Source organism: Xenorhabdus entomophaga (genome assembly GCF_037996725.1).
GTDB lineage: Bacteria > Pseudomonadota > Gammaproteobacteria > Enterobacterales > Enterobacteriaceae > Xenorhabdus > Xenorhabdus khoisanae.
This window is the reverse complement of sequence record NZ_JBBMXH010000159.1, coordinates 1-6,091: the sequence shown is the minus strand read 5'-3', so window position 1 is coordinate 6,091 and position 6,091 is coordinate 1. Positions and strand designations below refer to the sequence as shown.

General features: G+C 43.4%; 4 protein-coding genes. 3 read left to right on the top strand and 1 reads right to left on the bottom strand.

All coding sequences use genetic code 11. The features are described 5' to 3' along the window. Positions 1–240: 240 nt before the first annotated feature. Complete coding sequence (locus AAC854_RS20850; protein WP_340618778.1) at positions 241–846, top strand: plasmid pRiA4b ORF-3 family protein; 606 nt, start codon at positions 241–243, stop codon at positions 844–846. A gap of 51 nt (positions 847–897) precedes the next feature. Here AAC854_RS20850 and AAC854_RS20845 read toward each other — a convergent pair whose 3' ends face one another. Continuing rightward, entirely contained in the window at positions 898–1,872 is a 975-nt protein-coding gene (locus AAC854_RS20845) for a Fic family protein (protein ID WP_340618777.1), read from the bottom strand. 574 nt (positions 1,873–2,446) lie between these two features. Here AAC854_RS20845 and mutS point away from each other — a divergent pair. Both mutS and miaE read left to right on the top strand, forming a co-directional pair. Further along, complete coding sequence (mutS, locus tag AAC854_RS20840; protein ID WP_340618776.1) at positions 2,447–5,029, top strand: DNA mismatch repair protein MutS; 2,583 nt, start codon at positions 2,447–2,449, stop codon at positions 5,027–5,029. A gap of 2 nt (positions 5,030–5,031) precedes the next feature. Continuing rightward, a complete protein-coding gene (gene miaE, locus AAC854_RS20835; protein ID WP_340618775.1) occupies positions 5,032–5,820 on the top strand; it encodes a tRNA isopentenyl-2-thiomethyl-A-37 hydroxylase MiaE in 789 nt (262 codons plus the stop codon). Positions 5,821–6,091 lie beyond the last annotated feature (271 nt).

Here is a 6,091-nt window from a genome sequence, read left to right as displayed (position 1 = left end):
TAAGGATGAAACGTAAACGCGCCTGGATGAGAATTCAGTTTTTAGAACAGGTATTACAAGCAGGATTTTCTAACCTGAATGTTATTTGATCATTCATGCGGTTGCCCTGGGTGGTAACTAACTATTTTATGAGTACAAAAAATAGTTCGTATTTCAATTCAAACCACACCATACTATGACTGGAATAAGTAAACAGTACACTGATTTTTCTACCAACTCATCAAGTTAGAAGGACGATAAATGGAAAAGTTCTACCTGTTGAAAATAACACTTATAGAAACGAATCCAAGCATATGGCGTCGTTTTGTCGTTCCATCCAATATTTCATTGGATAGATTACACGATATAATACAAATCGTGATGGGTTGGAATGACAGCCATTTACATGAATTTTCTTTTGGTATCAAACGATTCACTGAAATGCCTGAAGAACCTGAAGAGGGTAAAGAAGAGAGAAAAGTGAGGCTGGATTCACTACTCAAAAGGAAAGGGAGCAAATTCACTTATCTTTATGATTTCGGTGATTACTGGGAACATGAAATCGTACTTGAAAACAGTAACTATTCTCCTGATGAACTCCCTATGCCTATTTTCTGCTGTGAAGGTCAAAGAGCCTGCCCGCCAGAAGATTGTGGTGGAGTATATGGCTATATGGAACTGGTTGATATCCTCAATAAACCAACACATAAAGATTATCAGGAAATGTTTGAATGGGTTAATGGAGAATCCAATATCTCTCCTGAGGCCGCTTTTTCCCCTGAAAAATTTAATATGGAAGAAGTAAACAATATGCTGGCTTTATATTATCGCTGGTCAAGAGAACGCTATTTACCACTATTTGGATAACCCAAATTTTAGGATATTAGCGAATCAACTAATCCGCCAATATCCCCCTTTTTACGCAGCAACACGAACCAGATAGCCATTATCTTGTAATATCTTTATATTCCGCTCGATTGTGCGACGATTTACACCTAATTCATCAGCCAATTGAGTGATGGTAATAGCAGGATAAAGTGCAATAACCGATAATATTTTCTGTGAGGTAGCATTGAGTGGCTGTAAATTTTCTACCGACATTTCTACCGACATTGCGACAGAGTCCTGTTGATATACATTCAGGCTTTCCCTAAGCGCTTCGGCTAATTTTCCTAACATAAAATCGATAAATAACGTACAGTCGCTTGTTCGATCACATTCCCCAAGAACCTGATAATAAGCCTGTTGCTGATGATGAATCAGGGTTTCCACGGGTAACCACGCCAACTCCGGGCGCCATTCACTCAGAATCAACATTTGCCATAGGCGCCCCATGCGGCCATTTCCATCAGTAAATGGATGAATAAACTCGAATTCATAATGAAAGATCGAGCTGGCAATTAACGGGTGAATATCCGTGTGTTTCAACCACATCAGAAGATCCTCGATTAATCGCAATATTTGATTAGCAGGTGGAGCCATATGGATTAACTGGTTTTCTCGATAGATACCCACATTCCCCTGACGTAACTGCCCCGGTAAATCAACCAACCCAGTCATCAGTAACCGGTGTGCAGCCAAGAGATCCGTCAAACGAGAGCTACGCCAATTCGGTAACTTCTCGTAGGCCAATATAGCATTACGTACTTCCTGAATATCCTTTGCAGGCGCCAATACTCGTTTTCCATCAATAATTGCCGTGACTTGTTCAGTAGACAAACTATTATGCTCAATCGCCAATGATGCTTGTATAGTACGAATGCGATTTTCTTTACGTAACAAAGGTGAAGAGCACTCTGCACTCACAGACCAACGCCCTAATAATTCAGCTATTTCTGCCACGCGATTCAGCATGGTTGGTGTAATAGTGTAAGGGGGTTGGTAAACAGCCACGATAATTTCCTCTTCAACCGTTCGATTCTCAATGGTACATTGATTTCTGTGCCATACTTATAAACTCAATAAGATAAAGGAACAAGCACACTATTTCTTATCATCTATTTTCCTGTCATCAATATTTTCTGTTATTTGAGAGAATTTATTGTAACCAGTTAAAAAATATATCTTTTTACATGGATATCAATAATGAACAACAACAAATAGCAATGTGAACAACAATTATTATCACCCTCTCAAATTTAGAATTAACTTTCTAAAATTTTAGATTAAGAAGCATAACATTTACAACAGAGAGGCCGATAAGGAGAAAGGGACTAAGTCGAGCCGCTTCGCAATCCTGCTGAATAATGAAAAAATCTGATACATTCCTGCGAGTAATCCTGCTAACCTAGCACCCAAATCTTCCTAATCTAATCCATAGATGAATCACACAGATTATCAGTGATAAGATAGCTTTTTCGCCCAGGATGAGGCTCATTAACGTTCCATCCTTAGCTGAGCATATTTAGGTTTTGTCATTTAGATGGGTTGACTGAGCGTCGATGGCCCAACTGAGTCAACAGGAATAATGAAATTGAATAACATCAATACAAAAGAATCCCCAGCAAAGGATATCGATAGCCATACTCCCATGATGCAGCAGTATCTGCGACTGAAATCACAGCACCCAGATATTCTACTGCTTTATCGGATGGGGGATTTTTATGAGTTGTTCTATGACGATGCCAAAAAAGCGGCGAAGTTACTGGATATTTCTCTGACCAAACGCGGGCAATCGGCGGGTCAGCCTATTCCTATGGCGGGCGTTCCTTATCACGCGATCGAAAACTATTTGGCAAAACTGGTACAACTCGGTGAATCCGCTGCGCTCTGTGAGCAGGTCGGTGATCCGGCAAGCAGCAAAGGCCCTGTTGAGCGCAAAGTTGTACGTATCGTCACTCCCGGTACAGTGACTGATGAGGCTTTGCTGCAAGAGCGTCAGGATAATCTTCTGGCGGCTATCTGGCATGACAGTCAGGGCTTTGGTTATGCAACATTGGATATCACTTCCGGCCGTTTCCGCGTGTCTGAAATGGCCGACGAAGATACCATTGCCGCAGAATTACAACGTACCCGGCCCGCTGAATTGCTTTACCCTGAAACATTTGGGCCGATGGCTCTGATCGAGCGCTGTCATGGTTTACGTCGCCGTCCAATGTGGGAATTTGAACTGGAGACAGCAAAGCAACAACTGAATCTGCAATTCGGCACTCGTGACCTGATTGGTTTCGGCGTGGAAAAAACGACGCTTGCTCTGCGGGCTGCGGGCTGTTTGCTGCAATATGTTAAAGATACGCAACGCACTGCCCTCCCCCATATCCGTAACCTTACGATGGAACGTCAACAGGAAACGGTCATTATGGATGCCGCAACCCGTCGTAATCTTGAGCTGACGTTAAATCTATCCGGTGATACGGAGAACACACTGGCTTCGGTACTCGATCAGTGTGTAACACCGATGGGCAGCCGTATGTTAAAACGCTGGCTACATACACCGATTCGCAATAAAGACATCCTGGAAAACCGCCAGCAAGCCATTTCTGCATTGCAGGAAATTGGCTATGAGTTACAGCCATTTTTACGTCAGGTCGGTGACTTAGAGCGTGTACTTGCCCGCCTTGCACTTCGTTCTGCCCGTCCCCGTGATCTGGCCAGAATGCGTCACGCTTTCCAGCAATTGCCGGACATTCATCAGATCATGGCATCTTCCGATTTTCCTTATATTCAGGCGTTACAGCAACGTGTGGGGCATTTTGATGAACTACAGACGCTGTTGGAAAATGCGGTTGTCGAAACACCGCCTGTTTTAGTTCGTGACGGCGGTGTTATTGCTGCCGGCTATAATACTGAACTGGACGAGTGGAGAGCATTGGCCGATGGTGCCAGTGATTATCTGGACAGACTGGAAATCCGTGAGCGTGAGAAGCTCGGCATAGATACCCTGAAAGTCGGCTTCAATGCGGTGCATGGATACTATATTCAAGTCAGCCGCGGGCAAAGCCATTTAGTGCCGATCCATTATGTTCGTCGCCAGACGCTTAAAAATGCAGAACGCTATATCATTCCTGAATTAAAGGAATATGAAGACAAGGTTCTGACTTCCAAAGGCAAAGCACTTGCCATTGAGAAAGCGCTGTATGAAGAATTGTTTGATTTGTTGTTGCCTCATCTGGCTGAATTGCAGGCCAGTGCGGAAGCGCTGGCAGAACTGGATGTGCTGGCAAACCTTGCTGAACGTGCTGAAACACTGAATTACACTTGCCCGATAATGACAGATAAGGTCGGTATTCAAATCACTGGCGGTCGCCATCCCGTTGTTGAGCAGGTATTGAGTGAGCCATTTATTTCTAACCCATTAACGCTCTCATCACAGCGTCGTTTGCTGATTATCACAGGGCCGAATATGGGCGGTAAAAGTACCTATATGCGTCAGGCAGCCCTGATTACGTTGCTGGCCTATATTGGGAGCTTTGTCCCTGCTGAAAAAGCGATCATTGGCCCCGTAGACCGTATTTTCACTCGTGTAGGTGCATCTGATGATCTCGCATCAGGGCGTTCTACCTTTATGGTGGAAATGACCGAAACTGCCAATATTTTGCATAATGCCACCGAATACAGCTTAGTATTAATGGATGAGATCGGTCGCGGCACGTCCACATATGATGGTTTATCCCTTGCCTGGTCCTGCGCTGAAAGTTTGGCCAACCGCATCAAGGCGATGACACTGTTTGCAACTCACTATTTCGAGCTGACAACCCTGCCAGAAAAACTGGAAGGTGTCGTCAATATTCATCTGGATGCCGTCGAACATGGCGATACAATTGCTTTCATGCACAGTGTGCAGGAAGGCGCAGCAAGCAAGAGCTATGGGTTGGCGGTTGCCTCTTTAGCAGGTGTTCCCCGTGATGTCATTAAGCGGGCGCGGCAGAAACTGAAAGAACTGGAATCGCTCTCCAATCATGCAACGGCAAGCCATGTTGATACTCCGCAATTGACTCTGCTGACAGAAGAAACTTCTCCGGCAGTAGAAGCATTGGAAAATCTGAATCCGGATACGTTGACACCACGCCAGGCACTGGAGTGGATCTATCGCTTAAAGGATATGGTATAGCAATGAATGACGTAGCAATAAAACTTGATGCCAGCTTGTTAACACCCATTTATCAGTTCTTACAATGCGAAACACCTGAACAGTGGGTAGAAAAAGCCCGGCAGCCCGAAAATCTGCTGGTTTTACTGCGCGATCATCTATTGTGCGAATTAAAAGCGGCCCAGAGCGCCATGTTCTTAATTCGCAAATATGCCGTTGACCCCGAAAGTGCTGACACCTTATTGGCATGGTTTCAGCCCTATGAAGATTTTGCCTATAAAAAAATAGGTGACATCCATTCACTAAAGGGAAAAAGTCAGGTTACCAAGCAAATTACTGCTCGGTCAAAATCACCATATGGTCAGGATTTAATTGATAAAATGGTGATGTTGATTAAGGAAGAACTCCATCATTTTTATCAGGTACTGGAAATCATGGATGCCAGAGGGGTAAGCTATGAAAGTATCTCTGCCAGCCGCTATGCCAAATCCCTGTTCCAACATATTACCAACCATGAACCTTATACGTTGGTGGATAAGCTGATTATTGGTGCTTATATTGAGGCGCGTTCATGTGAACGTTTCGCAAAACTGGCTCCTTACTTAGATGAAGACTTAGGTAAGTTTTATATTTCTCTGCTGCGATCAGAAGCCCGCCACTATCAAGATTATTTGTCATTGGCTCAATTGATATCTAAAGAAGATATTGCAGAAAGGGTGAGTTATTTCGGCCGAATTGAAGCAGAACTTATTCAAACGCCGGATCATGATTTTAAATTTCACAGTGGCGTTCCTGTTATCGAAAATAGATAAATGGAAGCCCAAGTGATAATAAAAATATAAATAAGTGAATAGATGGATAAGTGAAAGAGAAATAAAAGGTGGGCTTATTTAGCCCACCTTTGGATTACCACCAAATATATCACTTTAATTTTCAATTACCAATTTGAGGATCACGATCACGCATTCCAGGTAAGTCCTCAAGAGAAATTAATTGCAAATTTGTTGCCATAACTTCCCAATAACGTATTTAGCTCATGCTCCATTGTCTCTTTAGTCCAAGTGATAAAGCGTCGCCAGTGGT

What these genes read in the sequence shown, in the direction of transcription:
- miaE (WP_340618775.1), top strand. Translation starts at nt 5,032, where the DNA reads ATGAATGACGTAGCAATAAAACTTGATGCCAGCTTGTTAACACCCATT.
- AAC854_RS20850 (WP_340618778.1), top strand. Translation starts at nt 241, where the DNA reads ATGGAAAAGTTCTACCTGTTGAAAATAACACTTATAGAAACGAATCCA.
- mutS (WP_340618776.1), top strand. Translation starts at nt 2,447, where the DNA reads ATGAAATTGAATAACATCAATACAAAAGAATCCCCAGCAAAGGATATC.